Genomic DNA, 17,750 nt, shown 5'->3' with positions numbered 1-17,750 from the left:
ACGGTAAGTTATCGGAAATGTTCGATAATCGATGCATATTCTGATCGGCGCTATTTTATGGAGGGCGAGTAATGACGAAGAAAATTGCGCCGCATGAAGAAGTAACGGAACAGCATGAAGCCATTCCGTTAGCAGAAGAGCAGGCGGAGGTAAGCACGCAGCGCGTGGTTGACCGTCGCATCCGTATTAGTCGCTCCACGACAACGGCAGAAAAGCTGTTAGAAACCGAGCTCTGGCATGAAGAAGTTAAGATAGAACACATCGAAAAAAATGAACCGGTGGAGGAAGGCTATTTCCCACAGGTTCGTCAGGAAGGCGATGTGTTAATTGTGCCGGTAATTGAAGAGCAGGTGGAAATTATTCGCCACTATATATTGAAAGAAGAAGTACATATTCACAAGCTGAAGAAAAGCGAACAGTTTCAGCAAAAAGTGACATTACGTAGCCAGGAGATAGAGATCAACAAGGAAGATACTTAACCGTCAACCTAAGCACGAGGAGACTATTATATGGCACACGAAAAAATCGTAACTGCTTTTAATCAGATACAGCAGGCGCAAGTGGCTAAAGAAAAATTAATTGCCGAAGGTATTGCGGAAAATCATATTGATATTATTTCAGGTGAAAGATTACGCGTAGAAGGTAAAGAGATCCGTCATCCAAGCTTCTGGCAGCGTCTGTTTGGCGATGACGTTGATGATGATTACGCTACTGAATATAACAAAGCGATTCAGGGCGGCGGCGTGCTGCTGACCGTACGCGCACCGAAAGAAGATGCCGACCGTGTTGAAGCGCTGCTGGATCAATATTCCACCGATTACTCCGCCTCTTATAATCGTTCTGGCGTTGCAGACACCACTGGCGCTCAGCGTGAACACCTGGGTGAAACCAACGATCTTACCGGGCGTACCACCTCAGCAGGCTTTACTGCCGGTGCCAACGGCGTAACCGGCAGCAACAATCCGACTTCAGGCGTGCCGGGCACACTGGATGATAAAAACACTACCACAGGTAAAACGGGCGCAACCGATCTGGTTAATGATGCCAATACCAACGGTGTGGTCACCGGTACCGGTACTGGCGCGACAGGCGCTGCGGCAACCGGCATTGCAGGCACCACCGCGGGTGCAACGCTTACCGGCAGCGAGGATGCCGAAGCGCTGAAGCTGGCTGAAGAAGAAGTGGCTATTGGTAAACGTCAGGTCAGCGATGGTGTGGTACGTCTGCGTCGTTATACCGTTGAAGATGAAGTCGCTGAAGACGTATCGCTGTTTGAACAGCACGCCGACGTTTTCCGTACCGCCGTTGATGAACCCGCTTATTTGAGCGACGTTGACTGGTCCGATAAAACCATTGAAGTGGAAGAATCCCACGAAATCCCAACGGTAAGCAAAACTGCACGCATTAAAGAAGAGGTGGGCGTACGTAACGAAACCTCAGAACGTGTAGAAACGGTGAAAGATACCGTCCGCCGTCAGGAAGTAGAAGTAGAGCAGACCGGCGCCACCGGCCTGGAAAAAGATAAACTGGCGGGTACCACTGGCCTGAATCAGGATCCTCTGACCGGCACCACCGGCCTGGAGAAAGATAACCTGACCGCTACCGGCAGCGATCCTGAAAAAGATCGTCTTACCGGCCTGAAGAAGTAATCAGTGACTCTGGCCCGCGCTGAGCATTTGCCACAGCGCGGGCAGCTGCGTTATTAACCACAGCAGCAGCCCTATACAGCCTCCCACCAGCGTTCCGTTGATACGAATAAACTGTAAATCCTTCCCGATATTTAACTCGATCTGTTGCGACATCTCACGCGCATCCCAGCTTTTTACCGTATCGCTGATATGACGCGTCAGGAACGCGGCAAAGTCGGGCGCAACGGTACGCGCCGCCTGTTCCATATGCTGATTCAGAGAAGAGCGCAGCGCGCTGTCATTCACCAGCGTTTCACCCAGCCACAAACCCGCTTCCGCCACGCGCTGTCGTACGCGTGAATCTTCAGCATTCAGATCCGCTTTCAGCCATTCACGTAAATCGCCCCACAATTCACCGATATAGCGGTTCAGCGCTTCATCTTCCTTCAGATAACCTTTGATGGTTTCGGCGCGCTCCGCCATATCAGGATCGTTTTTCAGCCGGAAAATCAGTTTTTCCACCGCACAATTAAAACCCATACGCAGCTCATGACCTTGATCCTGGCTGACATCATCAAGCAGTGAGTTCACCGCACTGGAGACCAGTTCGGCGCTATGCTCGCCCAGCCACTCGGTTGGCAGCATTTTGGCTTTAATCGGATGCTCGCGCTTCAACCAGCGTACGATTTGCATGGCGATAAAGTCGCGCGTGCTTTCGCGATTGATCAGGCGCAGCAGCTGTTCCACGGCGGCATCCAGCAGCGCCTGATGGCGATTATTTTTGGTCAGGCTTTCCAGCAGCAGGGCGCTTGACTGCGTCAGGTCAACTTTATCGATCGCTTTATGTACGGCGCGGCGAATAAAGTGCTGAATACGCGTATCGTCGGTAAGATCCAGAAATCCGCGCATCAGCTGCAGCAGGTGCTGCCCCAGCCGTTGCGCATTATCCGGCGCGCTCAGCCAGTTGCCGATCAGCTGTGCCGGATCGTGCCGACGAATCAGCGCCAGCAGCGAGTCCGCATCAAGAAATTTTTCCTGTACGAAGCGGCCCAGATTTTCGCCGATGCGATCTTTATTACGGGGGATGATGGCCGTATGACGAGAGATAAAGGGCACCGGAACGCGCCGAAACAGCGCAACCACGGCAAACCAGTCGGCGAGTGCCCCAACCATTGCGGCTTCCGCTACCGCTTTCAAACCACTCACCCACAGTCGGGGCGGCATAAACAGCGTAGCAATAAAGGTGGCTGCCGCCATCAGCAGCAGTGAAAGCGCCAGGCGCTTGGCTCGTTTAAGTTCGTTTATTTTCTGCATGCTACCAGCATAGCGTAGCGCGTTAAGAAAATCGTGCTTCACTGATTAAACGCCGTCCATAAGGCAAACAGGCTTAACAGCAGCGCCATCCACAGCACTAAAAACAGGCTCAGGCTGCTTTTTCGGTTGAGCGGGATATCGTCCTGTTGTTCCGCCACTAAATGAGGCGACGTGGAGAGAAAGCTTTTATCCGCCATCGTCTCAACTTTTGCTGAAAGAGTAATTCCTTTTTTAGGCACGGTGATAATAATATTTTCATCAATACCGACACGCTTTAATGTTTTCCGCAGAATAGAGATGTTTTGATAAAGCGTATTGACGGTGACTTCCATTCCATGTTTACGCCAGACTTCATTCATAAAATCCTCCTGCGTAATAATGCTCCCTTTTCTCTCTATTAATAATGATAAGCAGCGGCTGGTTGGCTGATTAAGCCGGGTATCCTTTTCAGGATAGAATTTACTTGAGGTTAAAGTATGTTTTAATGGATCGAAGATAACGTTATTATTAATGCAGTAGAGCATGGTTAATCCCTCAGCAACCTAATCCATGAGTAACAACACGCAACGAGTGAATAGAGCGTCAAGCTAACATAACGTTGTTTTTCATTCAAATCACTTACCGGACGCAGGGTAAATTGAAAGGATGTATAATATTATTTTTCATATTTTTTAAATATTTCAATTTTTAATTACCTATTCACTTTGGTTTAATTTTTTGATTTTAATCATTTTTAGCTGCTGATTCGGCCTGATGTTGCGCTGTGGTTTTCTTATATTATGAAGTTTTTTTTCGATTTCCTGAATTATGCATTCTTCACTTTTCATTTTCCGGTTTTCTTGTAGTTTTGCTGTTGCTGAGCAATTCACCTGCTGTGGTTAATTCTTTGAGTAATTATGACTGCAACGGATGCGGCTTCAGCTAATAAATTAATAGCCTGGATGATGCTTTATAACATAGTCGTTCTGTAACTCTGTTATGCCTGCCTACTCTTTTACCGGCATTGCGAATAATTTTCATGGCTGCACCAGGGAATAAAAGGAAGAGTGCCCATTCCGGGCATTCAGGTCTATCACCTTTAATCAGCTCATAAGGATATATATGAAACGTCTTAATAAAATCTCATTAGGGATGGCGCTCCTGTTCGCCTCGGCTTCAACGCTGGCCTACGACGGGACGGTTAATTTTAATGGTGAAGTTATTGATAATACCTGTGTAGTTTCACTGGGCGACAGCGGCAATAGCCTGATAGTCCCTATGGGCTCGGTAAATAAAAGCAGCTTTACCGGGAAAGGCTCTGTCGCCTCAACCACCCAGTTTGTTCTGACCCTGACCGATTGCCCGGCGGTTAACGCACGCGTTAAGTTTGATGGCCCTACCTATGATGGCGATCAGGATGTACTGGCGCTTAATGCTGGCGCGGGCGTGGCATCGGGCGTCGGTATTCAGCTTTACGACCAGAACATGACCAAACTGCCGCTGTTTACCGCCTCCAGTCCCTATGAGCTACAGGAAAAGGTGGCTAACAACCTGAAGTTTTATGCCAGCTATATCGCTACGTCTGCAAGCGTTTCGCCTGGCCCGGCTAATGCCGTTGCCACTTTCACCATGAATTATAATTAATCCAACCTGCAATGGGTCGGCTCAGGCCCATTGCTTCTTGCAGGGATAGCCGGAATGTATAAATGGATTTTTGGCTGGTTGCTTATGCTGGTGCTGCTGAATAGCGCGGCGACAGCAGGGGTTATTGTAGGCGGCACGCGAATTATTTTTCATGGCGCAAAAAAAGAGACCGCCATTAGCGTAACCAATCCGGATAACAGCGTCTGGTTAATTCAGTCGTGGGTTGAAAGCCCTGATAAAAGCAAAGCTCCCTTTATCTTCTCACCACCGCTTTTTCGCCTCGATAGCCAGCAAAAGAACGTGTTACGCCTGATCTATACCGGCGCGCCATTACCGCAGGATCGGGAAAGCCTGTTCTGGGCCAATATAAAATCGATCCCCAGCGCGGTAGACGATGAGAACGTCTTACAGATTGCGATTAAAACACAGATCAAACTTATCTGGCGTCCCGTTGCCCTGGAAAAAACGATCACCCGTGCTGAGATGGCCAGACTTAGCTGGCGCTGGCAGCAGGGAAAACTGCAGGTATCCAACCCCACGCCCTATTACATGAACTTCCATTCACTTGAGGTTAATGGCAACGCGATTGCCGGGCCGGGGTGGGTCGCGCCCTTTGCCAATAAACAGTACGCCTTACCGCAGCCGGCGCGCTCCGGAAAAATAAGCTGGCGGCTGATAAATGATTATGGCGCGATCACTCAACCCTTTGAGGCGACTTATTCACCACACAGCCAGTAAAAGAACGACGCTGTCATTAAGGAAAAGAATATGGCGGAGGGAATATTACGCCACTTATTATTGCCGTGCATGATTACGACGGTTATTCAGACCAACAGCAGCTATGCCGTCACCTTTAATCCGGCGCTGCTGGAGCGCCAGGGGCTGAATAACGAAGCGGTCGATCTCTCCGCTTTTGAGAACAACCGGCTGCCACCCGGCACCTATCGGGTTGAGGTTGTGGTAAATAACCAGCCGCAGGAGACGCGTGACGTGTCCTTTCGTGGGTCAGACTCACAGGATCTGATGCCCTGCCTGAGCGTGGAAGATCTGGCACGCTACGACGTGAACATTGCGCGCTACCCTGGGCTGCAGCAGAGCGACGGCTGCGCCGATCTGACGCAGATTAATGATGCAGCGGCGCGGCTGGATGTTAACGCCCAGCGTCTGATGCTAAGCATTCCGCAGGCGGCGTTACAGTACCAGGCGCGAGATACAGTGCCGCAGGAGCAGTGGGATAATGGCATCAACGCGCTGCTGCTTAACTACCGCTTCAGCGGCGCGCACAGCGAAGCGCTGGACGCGCATCGCCACAACAGCGACAGCCAGTTTTTAAGCCTGCGTCCCGGCCTCAACATCGGGCCGTGGCGGGTGCGCAACTACAGCACCTGGTCGCGCAGCCGTCATCGGCAGGGCGACTGGAACAACCTTTATACATGGGCGCAGCGCGAGATCGTGCCGCTACAGGCACAGCTTACGCTGGGGGAGAGCAGCTCCCCCAGCGACATGTATGACAGCGTTAACTTTCGCGGCGTACAGCTGGCATCGGATGAGGATATGCTGCCGGACAGCCTGAGAGGCTATGCGCCGGTGGTACGCGGTATTGCCCGCAGCCACGCGCAGGTTAACGTTTATCAGAACGGCCAGATCATCTATCAGACCTACGTCGCGCCTGGTGCTTTCGCCATCGCCGATATCTATCCTACCGGCGGCAGCGGCGATTTGACCGTTATCATTAATGAAGCGGACGGCAGCGAACAACAGCTGGTGGTGCCTTTTGCCTCGGTGCCGGTGTTACAGCGTGAAGGACACATTAAATACAGCATCACCGGCGGCGAGTACCGTGGCTACGGCAACCACCACGGCGGCGATCTCTTTTTCCAGGCGACCGGCATCATCGGCCTGCCGCAGGCATTTACGCTCTATGGCGGCACGCAGCAGGCGGAGAACTATCGCTCGCTGGTGGCGGGCGTTGGGAAAAATCTTGGCTCGCTGGGGGCGTTCTCGCTGGATGCCACGCTGGCGCATAGCCAGCCTGCCCATCATGACCGATCGCAGGGGCATGCCTGGCGGCTGCGCTATGGCAAAAACTTTATCAACACCGGCACCAGCGTGGCGCTGGCGGGCTACCGCTATGCCACCAGTGGTTTTTACAGCCTGAACGATGTCATGGAGAGCTATACGCGCGATCGCCTGTGGCAGTGGGATCGTCGGCGACAGCGGGCCGAGCTGACGCTTACCCAGAGCCTGTGGCCGGGAGCGGGGTCGCTTACGCTCAGCGCGATCAAGGAAGAGTACCGGGATAACCAGCATCAGACGCGCTCCCTGAACCTTGGCTATAACAACAGCTGGCAGGGCATCAGCGTCAGCCTGAACTACAGCTATAACCGCAGCACCTTCAATCCCGCCTGGCGCGTCAAAAGTGCGAGCGAAGATCAGGTGCTGGCGTTATCGCTCAGCGTGCCGCTCAGCCGCTGGGCAGACCACACCTGGGCCAACTATCAGATGAACAGCGCCCGCCACGGCAGTAGCAGCCACTCGGCCGGACTGAGCGGTACCGCGCTTGCTGACCATAACCTGAGCTGGAGCCTGCGCCAGGGCTACACCAGCCGTAACGAAGGCAGCAGCGGCAGCGGTGAGATTGATTTTCGCGGCGCCTATGGCGAAGCGGATGCGGGTTACGCCTGGGATCGCCATAGCCGACGTCTGAGCTACGGCCTGAGCGGCGCGCTGGTGGCGCATCGGGATGGCATCACGCTCAGCCAGCCGCTGGGCGAGACGGTGGCGCTGGTTAAAGCGCCGGGCATCGCCAACGCTTCCGTGCTTAATCAGACCGGCGTGCGCACCGACTTTCGTGGCTATACGCTGGTGCCTTATCTGCGCGCTTATCGCATAAGCGAGATCATGCTTGATCCACTGTCGCTGCCGGATACGGTTGAGCTACAGCAGACCACGCAACAGGTGGTGCCGACGCGCGGCGCAGTGGTGCGAGCAGATTTCAGCGGCAGAGTGGGCGAGCGCGCTCTGGTCAAGCTGATCCGGCGTAACGGCCTGCCGGTTCCCTTCGGCGCAACGGTCAGGTTTGCTGACGATAGCGGGGACTACAGCAGCATCGTTGGCGATAACGGCGAGGTGTGGCTGAGCGGCCTTTCTGAGCAGGTATCGCTACAGGTGAGCTGGGGCAGCCGCGCCGGGAGCCAGTGCCGCGCTGATTTTACCCTGCCAGAAGAGAGAGATGGCATCGTGACGCAGCTACAGACCATCTGCCAGTAACCGGCGCGAAGAGGAATAATGCCATGAACACGCTAACGAACGCGCTGGTGCTTATCGCTGGCGCTATTACGGCAACCAGCGGCCTGGCCGCAGGCTGCGATATTGGCGCACCTAAAACGCAGCGCGTCGCGCTGTCCGACTTGATTATTGATCCTAACCTGCCGCCGGGCAGCCTGCTGGATAGCAAGATCATCAACGTAGCGGGATGGATGGCGCAGAGCTGTAGCGGCAGCGTGCCCTATCACTCTGCCATGACCGGCAGCTGGAGCAGGCCGAGCGCGGTAATGCCGGGAGTTTATGACACCGGCGTGCCGGGTGTCGGCGTTAAAATTACCGACTATCGCTTCTCCGATCGCTTTGTGCCGCTAACCGCCACGCTGACGCCAGAAGGTGATGCACCGGTGCTGGGTTCCGATATTCAGCTGCTGTTTTACCGCACCGGTGATACCACGCCGGGCAGCTTTCCCGGCGGTGAGGTGGCGCGCTTCTCGCTGCCCGACAGCAACGGCAACCTGACCAGCGTGCTGAGCCTGCAGCTGGTATCCGGCGATGTACGCATCAAAAGCTGTTATGCCAAAACCCCCAACCAGACGGTGCAGCTGGGAACCATCAGCCGCAGCGCCGCTTTGGGTTACGGCAGCAGCGTGGCGCCTACGGCATTTAAAATTGAGCTGCTGTGCCAGGGCGATCTGCCGGTAAACGTATCTTTCTCTGCCGCCAGCAGCGTGCCGTCGCCGGAGCCGGGCATAGTGCCGATCGATAACATCCCGGGCGCGGCCACCGGCGTGGCGATTAAGATTATGTATCGCGACGGCAGCCCGCTCTATTTTGATACGCCGCGCACCTATCACAACCAGGGCGAACGTGAAATTGCCATTCCGCTGCTGGCGGCCTATACGCCGCTTGGCAATAAGGTGACGCCCGGCACGGCACGTGCAGCGATTACGTTTACCATTACGCAGAACTAGAGAAGGGGAACAACGGGGAGGAGAGACTCCACGCCCTGCCCAGGCAGGACGCGAAGAAGAGGGCGCATCAGGAGATAAAGTTTTTGCCCTGTTTCAGCACCACATCGCAGGCTTTGGTTTTCAGCTTCTCGCCCATCGGCGTATTGCTCAGGCTTTTCAGGTTAAGCTGCTGACCGCTACCGGTATTCAGCAAGCCCATCAGCCCCTGCTGATAATCGGTTTGCTGCGCCTGTTGGGTGGTGTTTTGCAGGCCCAGCTTGCTCAGCACCTGATCCTTGATACTGGTGGCGTTATTTTTAATCACGTTATTCTTCACGCAATATTCCATCACCCCGGCGGCATTGGTCATGCTGGTACTGCTGACCGCCTTATCGCCGCCGTTCAGCAGCCCGGAGAGGGAAGAGAGCGACAGACCATTTTGACTGGCGGTGCTCTGCGTGTTGGTATTGTTCTGCTGGCTGAGCTGCGATGCCGCACTATTCAGCTGATCCTGCCAGCTCGCCGCCAGCGCCGTTCCCGTTGCCATAAGAGAGAGCATGCCCGTTGTCAGCGCCAGGCGCCGTAATGTTGTTTTCATTGCCAACCTCGATTAATTTGGCGCGTCAACCACGGCGCGCCCGCTATCAGCTAGTTGGGACTGCCCACGGCGGCCAGAGTTCCGAAACGCGCGCCATTCGCGGCCTGAAAGGCAGTGAATGAGAATTGTCTGTAGGCTAAGGTGAAATTTTCGACACTTAGCGCACAGCACAGACAATTGAGGTTGCACAGGTGACAGGTAACGGTATAATCCTCAACGTTTTCCGCATCCCTTCCGTGCCGGAGTGGCGAAATCGGTAGACGCAGTTGATTCAAAATCAACCGTAGAAATACGTGCCGGTTCGAGTCCGGCCTTCGGCACCAAGACTCATCTAATTAGTTGTTTTTTAAATAACTTTTCCTATTTTTTCGCTTGTAATTGCGTAGCCCTACTACAAAAGGCTATACGAGGCGATGTCTCAGCGATATAAACTCTATCGTCGAACCAGCGGCATTTATGTTGTCCGCATCAGCGTTCCCCAACGTTTTCGTCGATACGCAGGACAGTGTGAGATTCACACTTCAACAGGCACTCATGACCTTCATGAAGCAAAGCAGAAGTCCGTGCTCCTGTTGGCGGTCTGGTATCAGACCTTACAAGAGTATGAACAATTGGATTACCGATCTTTAAATGACTGCGCCCCGCTGCTTGCCGGAGAGGGCATGATCTCGCTTTCTAACTTTGCTCAGTCAATCGAGCTGCCCGTTACTCAGTTAATTCAGGCGGTGATGAACCGCAATCTGCCCATGTTTTGGCTAGCGACGGGGCAGGCTGGCTTTTATGTTGAGACTTTATCTGAGGTCGAGTTAGACCCTCTCGATGGCAGCTACGTGCTTAACTATGTCGAAGCGCAGGGTATAGAAGGGGTTGTTAAAGGTTATCTGCAACTCATTGCTCCCTTGGCGCATTTACGTAACATCGTCAGCGACGGGCATTCAGAAGCCTCGGTGTTTAAAACTGCTGGAAGCGAAGCTAAAGGCGGTTGGTTTTTCACCTCCAATTGCCCGTTAATAAAACCCGATACGCTGTTAATCAATAAAGTTCATGCAGAAAGTCTCCGTCTTGATTGGCTGGCTAAGACCACACCACCAGCTATTAGCGTTCACACCGCTGCGCCTCTTGCTACTCCATCCCCCGTTATCGTTAACGAGTATGTTCATCGAAAGTATTACACTAAGAGCCTGTCATGGTTATGTTCAGAGTATGTAAAGCATCGGCTCAAGGGTAAAGTCTCGGAGTCCGCAATTAACGATATCCGTAACTACTTCACCTTTATGATTGAAGCGATGGGCGACATTCAGTTGAAAGACTTTGATCGCGATTTCCTCCGAGCTTATGAGAGCAAACTACGCACGATCCCCGCAAACCGGAATCTAGCGAAAGCTAAATATGGGGTGAAAACACTGGATGAGTTAATCACTAAGGCGGCGGAATGCGGCGATAAGTTGATGACTGAGGAATCCGTCAGGAAGTATATCAACGGCCTTTATGGTGCAATGAAGTGGGCTGTTGCTGATGGCAAGCTACTGAAATCGCCATGCGAAAATTTTTTCCCGCGCGATGATAAAGACGAGCGAGACCAAGATCACACTGACGTGTTTGAACCTAATGAAGTTAAGGCGATTTTTTCGCTACCGTGGTTTCTGGCTGGAACAGGAGAACGTAACGCGCACGGGCGATTCCATCAATATTGCCCGTTTCACTATTGGGCACCTTTGTTGGGGCTACTGACGGGGGCGCGAGTTAATGAGATCGCGCAGTTACTTCTAGATGACATACTCGCGGAAGATGATGTTTATTACCTGAACCTCGAAAGCGATAGCGAAAGCGGAAAGAAATTAAAAAATGCTAATGCTCGCCGCAAGATTCCGATTCACTCCTCGCTGATTAATCTCGGTTTCATCGACTACGTTAACGCCTTAAAAAATGCCGGGTATGCTCGCCTGTTCCCCGAGCTTAAGCCGCATAAAACTAAAGGCTATGGCAGGCCAGTTTCTGCATGGTTCAATGAATCACTACTGGCGCGTAGATTGAATGTTGAGAGGAACAGAACCAAATCTTTCCATTCTTTCCGCCACTCAGTTTCAACGTTACTAAAGGAGAAAGGCGTTAGCCCGGAATTACGTGCGCAATTAGTTGGGCATGTGCGCGGCGAAACGGAAACGGAAGTGCGATATAGCAAAGACCTTAAACCAATTCATATGATTCAAACTGTGGAGAAAATTGATTTTTCGTTGCCTGAGATAGCGAAATTTAACATTCCTGATGGGTTAGATGCTGTCAGAGATGCGCTGCGAAGAAAGCGAGGTAAACAAACGGACTGAGCGAGCCATTATCCCGTCGATGGATGCTTAGACGCGCTGGAAAGCTATCTGGCACGTTTTTTCTTAGAAGGATTGGAAATCATGGTTCGAAATTTGCGGCAGTCCCCCAGTGCGTTGGGTGGAGGGGTTATCGTCCACTAAGGCAAGCTCCTTGGAAGATTGGGAGCTTGCTCGCATATGGGAATGATGTCCAGCAACAGGGTATCATGGCAACATGGATGAAATTACTCTTCAAAAGATAAGGCTAGAAAGTGCCAAAGGAAGGTAGCGTAGCTGTTTTGATTCTAGTGCTGATTCTGGTGTTCTTTGTGGTCAAAAAAGCGTTCAGAATTTGCTTTGCACTTTGGCATAAGTGGAACATTGAAAATGTTGCCGATGACACATTGGCTGCATGGGAGCGATACGATAAATCACTATTAAAGCAAAAGGATGTATGGGGACACGAGATGCAGGATCGCACTCCGTCATACCGCGACTGGCAACGTAATGACTATCTGAAACAGATGTCTAAGTTTGAAAAAGCTGGATCGTTCGAGCAGCGTGAGCAGGAGGAAAGGCAACTTCAGTCAGAAGAAAAGGGATCCACCAACAGCTTCTATCAAACTAAAGAATGGCGAAAGCTGCGTTACCAGGCATTCAAAAAGTATGGAAACAATTGTGCGGTGTGTGGGAGAAGCCCCAAAGATGGTCTGATAATGCACGTTGATCATATAAAGCCGCGTTCTCGCTACCCTCATCTGGCATTAGAGATAACCAACCTTCAGATCATGTGCAAAGAATGCAACGTATCTAAAAGTAATAAAGACAATATCAAGTGGCGATAGCAGTATCGTTAAGAGAGGCGGCAGAGATGGCATGGAATGTTTAACATATTAAATAGCCAGCCAGATATATCGGAGTAGGTATAAGGACCGCCTCGCCGCTGCGGAAATTTTCGAACGCAATGCCCGTGAGAGTCGTTTCCAAACCTAGGATGTTCACTTTCCCGTGCAAGCTTATCCGGCTGCTTTTTACACCATGAACGCGTTGCAGGTTATCAGTTTCCGGTTCAGATTTGTTTGTCATGCTGGGAAGATAGATAACGATAGATTTACTTCTGGCAAGAAAGTTCTGAAGTATCAGGCAGCAGAAAAGCATCAATCTTAAAACATAAATTGTTTTTTAAAATGTTAACCCTTCCTCGGGGGGGAAGCCGGACATACCAACCCTAAGGCCATCTGAGAAGATAGCCTGTAGGTTTGCTCGGTTCCCCCGCCAGATGAAGAACAAATCTTCCTCGTGGTGTGACGACCTTTCTTGAAAGATGCATTATGCGCAAAAGTAGCTACTCAAGAATCCGCCGATAACTACTTTCACCCTCTGCCTGGCTGCATCAAACGCTTGCGCGCCCTACCTACCACAATTAACGTTCCGCAGAGTTCCCATCCTGACGTTTTCCGCTATACAGCGGTAATGCTCCACCTGCCCGGACCGGTTTACCGCATGAGGTAGGTGTCAGGAGACAAGCTAACACATCAGACTTTTCAAAAAAAGTTATATATATCATATAACTGCGTTCGCATTCTGAACGCAGTAGTCTTTGCTAACTTAAAGGTATGAGAATACTGTCATTTTTCATATACAGAGGGTGCTCGGCTCACCCGTAGCGTTTAAGGCGAAGCACATTGTGGTTTCTGGCAACAGCTTGCGCACAACAGTCGAGCGCTGAAGGTGTCTGCCTTCGTTCCCCCATGCCGCGACGACTAGACCGGCACCGCTAACAAGGCGTTTTAAATGGCTATCGTTATCTATGCCAATTGGATCAGATGCTTTCATCATCTCAAAGCGCTGAGTGTGAACGAACGCGAACAGGTTGGCCATATAGACGCCGCCGTAACCCCAACCCCTAGCAAATGATATGCATCGGCTCAATGTGCGATCATTCTTCTCTGCGTCGGCGTATGAAGGGTTTAGCCCGATGAAAAGCGTATAGGGCTTTGATTCGTCCCAGACTCGTAATAATGAGTAACGATACTTACCGCACGGTGAAAAAATCGCGTCTTTAATCATTTCAGTTGTCCTTATGAAGTGATGGTTTCAGCCTAACATGTCTTCACCCGTTTTAAGCGCCAACAAACGACCGTTTTCCGGCATCTCTGTTGAAGTGACTTCCGGACTATTGGGAAATTAGCCTTGGCATTTATTGGCAGGTATCCTATTGTTGACACCGTTTTCTGACAGGTATGGAGAGGTGTTGATAATGGCGATTTTTGGCTACGGGCGTGTTTCTACAGCGCAGCAGGATACCGAAAACCAAAGGCTAGAACTTGGGCTGGCTGGGTGGCAAATTGATTACTGGTTTGCCGATGTTGTTAGCGGGAAGGTTCCTGCGGTGCAACGTAAAGCGTTTTGTGAATTGCTTAGCAAAATTCGCGATGGTGAAACGTTGGTAGTTGCAAAACTAGACCGTCTGGGACGTGATGCGATTGATGTTCTCCAGACGGTCAGGAAGTTGGCTGACCGAAATATAAAGGTTATTGTCCACCAGCTTGGCACGACAGATCTCACCTCCGCTGCGGGTAAGCTCCTGTTGTCAATGCTGGCAGCGGTTGCAGAGATGGAACGTGACCTGCTGATTGAGCGGACCCAGACGGGTTTGTCGCGGGCAAAAGCCGAAGGTAAGAAACTGGGAAGACCGTCGAAAATCGCCCCAGAAGCCCGTGGCGCGATTGTAGAGAAAAAGAATAGCGGAATCAGTGTCAGTGCTTTAGCGCGTGAATACGGCGTTTCCAGAGCTACGATTGCTGCTTTGGGGCGTTAGGTTCGATTACATAAAGAGTTTGGGCTGTTATCATACCCCTATATTACGAATCCTTTGACGGGTATATGCTCTTAGGCAGTCTCGCTCAGAAAAACGTTTGAGAAAAATATTTAATGAAAACAATACCGCATCCTATTCCTTATCAAGGTAGTAAAAGAAAGCTAGCACCAGTTATCTATAGCGTTATACCTCGTAACATACGTTGCTTCTATGAACCATTCGCAGGTTCCGCAGCGATGACACTTTTTATGGCTGACAACAATGCGGCAGAGCGCTTCGTAGTTGGAGACAAGTTCCCTTCAATTATTAAGCTATGGGAAATGATAGTGAATAATCCTCATCAAGTAATTGATGAATATTCCACCATTTGGATGGGATTTGATGGTGAAAATCATAATTATTTCAATGAGGTGCGTGAACTCTATAATGAAACTCAAAATCCAGTAGCCTTGCTTTATTTAGTATGCCGATGTGTAAAAAATGCCGTTCGCTTCAATGCGAAAGGGAAGTTCACACAATCAGCCGATAAGCGCAGAAAAGGTATGGCACCGGAAAAGATGGCATTGGCCATTGAAGGCGCTTCAAAATTATTAAAGGGCCGAGTTGAGTTTCGTGTGGGCGATTGGAAGACAACTTCGCAAGACGCTGAGAGCCAAGATTTCGTTTATATGGATCCCCCGTATTTAGGGACTTCCGTTGGCAAAGACAAACGTTACCACGAACAACTTGAGGTTGACTCTCTTGTTTCTGGACTAGAACTACTAAATGAAAGAAATATTCGATTTGCACTTTCATATGATGGCATGACAGGTGATAAAGAATATGGACCGGCCCTGCCAGAACATTTATCAATGTCTCGTTTGCTAATAAATGCAGGCCAGTCGAGTCAGGCAACATTAAATGGCCTGAAGGCAGAAACAGTAGAGAGCCTTTATCTTTCTTCAAATATAAAGGCTCCAATAAAAACAAGGCTCAACTTAAGAAATACAAGTCAAGAAGAATTATTTTCTTAAAAGGCGACTCAAGAGGGTCTTAATATCAAGACCCTCAGCTTCAGCTTTAGACTTTAATTCTTCATAAGCATTAACTTCTTCTTCACCGGACCACGTGATATTTAATTGCCTGACAGGGTTCATCGCAACATGTGAATAACCTTCTGGAAATGCCCAATAGCAGCTCATACAAATGCTAGGGTTTTGTATTCTTATCCAGTTATCGCAGGACTCACATGTAAATGATTTTGCTCTTTGGCTTGAGGCGTCAAGTAGCATGTATGCGTCAAGATTAGTCTCGTCATGTTGTGAATCCCCTGCTACCTCATATGGAACGCGATGATCTATTTGTAAGTAGCGTGGTTCTATTTGAGCGCCAGTAATAGCATCACGTGAATCATATTTAGTAATCAAAGCATCTTTAAAGGCTTTTGAAAAAGCTTTACGCCCACCAATGCGTCCATTTTTAATATTGTCGGGACTATCAAAACGATAAGCTGCAATCACTCTCCCAGTCCTATTGCTTACGGTTTTGAATGTTTCAATAGGAATTCCTTCCTCTCTTACATCTCTTACCGCTCTTGGAGGATGGTCATAGCCGTATGTATCTTGTAAGTCCTCTGTAGTAATGAAACCATGTTCTATAATGTGGTCGATTACTGTCTTGGCACGTTTTCTAGTGACCCTCTCGCATAGTGCCAGAATGCGGGGATCAACGCTGTGTATGTTCATAGGACAAGGAAACCATATGAAACGGTTCTTGTCCATGGTCTACGATAAGTTATGAGAGCATTAATATGATGTTAGGTAACAAGTTGAGGGCTTTCGGTTTGGACCATTCATTCAAAAGATGCGGCTATAATATCCCCGGTGTTGGCGTTATAAACGCAAAAATATTGAAGAGGTGTTAGCATTCCCAGACTGTTAATGGCGCTAGCCTGATGTCCAAATGCTTGAATCGTTTTGTTTTTCTCATCATGCCATAAGTAAGCTCCAAAAACCGGCTGCGCTCCATTTTCCTGCCACACATGGCGAAACGTCGCTTCCTTGTCCATTGCCTGCTTGCACTCTCTGATCGGGTTATGGTGCGTTTTCGCATAGCATTCCGGGCTGTTACCTGAACATAAGGCATTTTGTTTTGTTAGGGGTTGTTCTGCACCTATAGCTGAAAAGGCAAATACGCTCAGCACCAATGAGAGAGTGCCCTGAGTCCCCCATGCAATTGCGCGTAGCGTGCTGATGTGCTGCTTTAATACAACATGGGCGACTACATTATAACAGGCCCAGCTAAACGCGGCTCCCGCTGACATCAGTAATAAAAAGTCTGCTTCTGCCATGATTCCCTCACTTTCCAAATCACATCGCGCCTGATAGCGAACGATGGTGACGTCCAACCGATGAAGATCATCATACTTATTGGATTTTAAATGTCACTATTGGTATCCATTTTTAATCAAGTGGGGTTGTCATGATACAGGCAACTAATGCGAGTGACTAAGCCCTCTGACGCGCGATTAGATTCAAAATGTCTCATATGGAGCGTGGCCTTACAGTGGTCGAAATTGCACATTCAGTGCATGAAAAAATCTCTGAGAATACAGTTTGGCGAGCGGGTAAAAGAACTGCGCATTGCCACCGGAATGAGCCAGGAAGCGTTTGCTGATCGGTGTGGGTTCGCACGTAGCTATATGAGCCGCATTGAACGCGGCGGTTCTAATGCGTCTCTGGATGCGATCGAGGTGCTGGCTAACGCTCTCAGTGTTGAGCCGTGGCAGTTGTTAGCGTCTGACTCATCTGAAGATAATGACTTGGAACTGTTGGTTCCATACGCAGCCGATGGCTCGTGCTTTAATCCTGGACTTGCGAGCAGTCGCGATGGTTCGTTTGGCGTAGGTGATAAAGCGGCTCAGAAGCGTTTTGGCACCTTTTCCGAAGCGCTTGAGTATCTCCGTAGTATGGAGACGGCAAAATGGCGTAGGCCTAATCCTAATGGCAATTGGGGGATCGTATCCGCAGTGCGGTGGGACAAACTGAAAAAGTAGCCCAAGTGTAAGGCTAAGAATTCTAATTCACTATGATTTAACAGTATTCATTTGACACGGATAGGCCCCTCATTTCATCAGCGCTTAGCTTCTAAAGGAGTCAATGAAACATTAAAATGCAGGTGCGTTACGTATGCCTTACGGTGGCGTTTCCTTCTAGTAAAGTTAATCTATTTTCCGTAGAAGTAAATACATATCAACAAGTTATATAA

Annotated in this window: 16 protein-coding genes, 1 tRNA gene and 1 pseudogene; 12 read left to right on the top strand and 6 right to left on the bottom strand. The window is 50.1% G+C overall.

Annotated elements, in window-relative coordinates; all coding sequences use genetic code 11:
* The first annotated feature begins 71 nt into the window (after positions 1-71).
* Positions 72-479, top strand: coding sequence for a DUF2382 domain-containing protein (locus B1H58_RS04795; protein ID WP_085068234.1), 408 nt, complete (start codon positions 72-74; stop codon positions 477-479).
* A gap of 30 nt (positions 480-509) precedes the next feature.
* Complete coding sequence (locus B1H58_RS04790; RefSeq protein WP_085068233.1) at positions 510-1,649, top strand: YsnF/AvaK domain-containing protein; 1,140 nt, start codon at positions 510-512, stop codon at positions 1,647-1,649.
* Here B1H58_RS04790 and B1H58_RS04785 read toward each other — a convergent pair whose 3' ends face one another.
* Together B1H58_RS04785 and B1H58_RS04780 are read right to left on the bottom strand one after the other, a co-directional pair.
* Entirely contained in the window at positions 1,650-2,942 is a 1,293-nt protein-coding gene (locus B1H58_RS04785) for a DUF445 domain-containing protein (protein ID WP_085072232.1), read from the bottom strand.
* Between the two features lie 38 nt (positions 2,943-2,980).
* Positions 2,981-3,466 carry a winged helix-turn-helix domain-containing protein gene (locus B1H58_RS04780; RefSeq protein WP_085068232.1) on the bottom strand — a complete coding sequence of 162 codons (486 nt, stop codon included), beginning with the start codon at positions 3,464-3,466 and terminating at the stop codon, positions 2,981-2,983.
* Between the two features lie 577 nt (positions 3,467-4,043).
* Between B1H58_RS04780 and B1H58_RS04775 the strand changes: the two genes are divergently transcribed.
* From B1H58_RS04775 to B1H58_RS04760, 4 genes are read left to right on the top strand one after another with little or no spacing between them, the layout of a single operon-like run.
* On the top strand, positions 4,044-4,565 hold the full coding sequence (locus B1H58_RS04775; protein ID WP_085068230.1) for a fimbrial protein: 522 nt from the start codon (positions 4,044-4,046) through the stop codon (positions 4,563-4,565).
* Between the two features lie 54 nt (positions 4,566-4,619).
* Positions 4,620-5,303, top strand: coding sequence for a fimbrial biogenesis chaperone (locus B1H58_RS04770; RefSeq protein WP_085068228.1), 684 nt, complete (start codon positions 4,620-4,622; stop codon positions 5,301-5,303).
* Between the two features lie 30 nt (positions 5,304-5,333).
* A complete protein-coding gene (locus tag B1H58_RS04765) occupies positions 5,334-7,835 on the top strand; it encodes a fimbria/pilus outer membrane usher protein (RefSeq protein WP_085068227.1) in 2,502 nt (833 codons plus the stop codon).
* A gap of 23 nt (positions 7,836-7,858) precedes the next feature.
* The gene (locus B1H58_RS04760) at positions 7,859-8,803 is read left to right on the top strand and encodes a fimbrial protein (RefSeq protein ID WP_085068226.1); all 945 of its coding nucleotides are present in this window, start codon (positions 7,859-7,861) and stop codon (positions 8,801-8,803) included.
* A gap of 67 nt (positions 8,804-8,870) precedes the next feature.
* Here the strand turns inward: B1H58_RS04760 and B1H58_RS04755 are convergent, their stop codons facing one another.
* Positions 8,871-9,380, bottom strand: coding sequence for a YjjA family protein (locus B1H58_RS04755; RefSeq protein WP_085068224.1), 510 nt, complete (start codon positions 9,378-9,380; stop codon positions 8,871-8,873).
* 238 nt (positions 9,381-9,618) lie between these two features.
* Here B1H58_RS04755 and B1H58_RS04750 point away from each other — a divergent pair.
* The 3 genes from B1H58_RS04750 to B1H58_RS04740 all read left to right on the top strand — a co-directional run bounded on the left by B1H58_RS04750 (position 9,619) and on the right by B1H58_RS04740 (position 12,528).
* Positions 9,619-9,703, top strand: a tRNA-Leu gene (locus B1H58_RS04750).
* 90 nt (positions 9,704-9,793) lie between these two features.
* The gene (locus tag B1H58_RS04745; RefSeq protein ID WP_085068223.1) at positions 9,794-11,704 is read left to right on the top strand and encodes a site-specific integrase; all 1,911 of its coding nucleotides are present in this window, start codon (positions 9,794-9,796) and stop codon (positions 11,702-11,704) included.
* Between the two features lie 251 nt (positions 11,705-11,955).
* On the top strand, positions 11,956-12,528 hold the full coding sequence (locus B1H58_RS04740) for an HNH endonuclease (protein WP_237172452.1): 573 nt from the start codon (positions 11,956-11,958) through the stop codon (positions 12,526-12,528).
* Positions 12,529-13,286: 758 nt separating this feature from the next.
* Here the strand turns inward: B1H58_RS04740 and B1H58_RS04735 are convergent.
* Positions 13,287-13,753, bottom strand: a pseudogene (locus B1H58_RS04735) (DUF1643 domain-containing protein).
* A gap of 190 nt (positions 13,754-13,943) precedes the next feature.
* Between B1H58_RS04735 and B1H58_RS04730 the strand changes: the two are divergent.
* Positions 13,944-14,504 carry a recombinase family protein gene (locus tag B1H58_RS04730; RefSeq protein WP_085068222.1) on the top strand — a complete coding sequence of 187 codons (561 nt, stop codon included), beginning with the start codon at positions 13,944-13,946 and terminating at the stop codon, positions 14,502-14,504.
* Between the two features lie 113 nt (positions 14,505-14,617).
* Positions 14,618-15,517: a Dam family site-specific DNA-(adenine-N6)-methyltransferase gene (locus B1H58_RS04725; RefSeq protein ID WP_085068221.1), complete on the top strand. Its 900-nt coding sequence runs from the start codon at positions 14,618-14,620 to the stop codon at positions 15,515-15,517.
* Here B1H58_RS04725 and B1H58_RS04720 read toward each other — a convergent pair.
* On the bottom strand, positions 15,506-16,228 hold the full coding sequence (locus B1H58_RS04720; protein ID WP_085068220.1) for a hypothetical protein: 723 nt from the start codon (positions 16,226-16,228) through the stop codon (positions 15,506-15,508). The two genes, B1H58_RS04725 and B1H58_RS04720, sit on opposite strands and share 12 nt — an antisense overlap.
* Positions 16,229-16,335: 107 nt before the next feature.
* Positions 16,336-16,833: a hypothetical protein gene (locus B1H58_RS04715; protein WP_085068219.1), complete on the bottom strand. Its 498-nt coding sequence runs from the start codon at positions 16,831-16,833 to the stop codon at positions 16,336-16,338.
* 240 nt (positions 16,834-17,073) lie between these two features.
* Here B1H58_RS04715 and B1H58_RS04710 point away from each other — a divergent pair, with 240 nt between their 5' ends.
* Positions 17,074-17,538: a helix-turn-helix domain-containing protein gene (locus B1H58_RS04710; RefSeq protein ID WP_085072230.1), complete on the top strand. Its 465-nt coding sequence runs from the start codon at positions 17,074-17,076 to the stop codon at positions 17,536-17,538.
* Positions 17,539-17,750 lie beyond the last annotated feature (212 nt).

The sequence above is a fragment of the Pantoea alhagi genome (assembly GCF_002101395.1).
Taxonomy (GTDB): domain Bacteria; phylum Pseudomonadota; class Gammaproteobacteria; order Enterobacterales; family Enterobacteriaceae; genus Mixta; species Mixta alhagi.
The sequence above is the reverse complement of the archived record's forward strand: the minus strand, read 5'-3'. Positions and strand labels throughout refer to the sequence as shown.